General features: G+C 36.4%; 1 protein-coding gene. It reads left to right on the top strand.

What is annotated here, in order from left to right; genetic code table 11:
• Positions 1 to 420, top strand: a 420-nt coding sequence (locus EAS64_RS42905; protein ID WP_145862457.1) for a UvrD-helicase domain-containing protein, incomplete at both ends; no start/stop codon positions are given.

The raw sequence follows: 420 nt of genomic DNA, 5'->3' as shown, positions 1-420 counted from the left end.
GCTTATGAAGCTCAAACAAGCGCTAGACATCCATATGAAATGGTTGTTGCGCGTGTTTATAAGATTTACCAAAAAGAATTACGAAAAGCAGAATCAATGGATTTTGACGATTTAATCATGCAGACGTTGCGCCTTTTTGATGAAAACCCGGATGTCCTTTCTTACTATCAAGGAAAATTTCAATATATTCATGTTGATGAGTATCAAGATACCAACCATGCACAATATCAGTTGGTTAAACTTTTAGCCAGTCGTTTTCAAAATATCTGTGTCGTTGGGGATGCTGACCAATCAATCTATGGTTGGCGCGGAGCAGATATGCAAAATATCTTAGACTTTGAAAAAGATTATCCAAAAGCTAAAGTTGTTTTGCTTGAAGAAAATTACCGCTCAACAAAAACAATTCTTGATGCGGCAAAC

The organism is Trebonia kvetii (genome assembly GCF_007827045.1).
In the GTDB taxonomy this organism is placed as follows: domain Bacteria; phylum Actinomycetota; class Actinomycetes; order Streptosporangiales; family Streptosporangiaceae; genus Trebonia; species Trebonia kvetii.
This window is presented reverse-complemented; position numbering and strand designations above follow the sequence as displayed.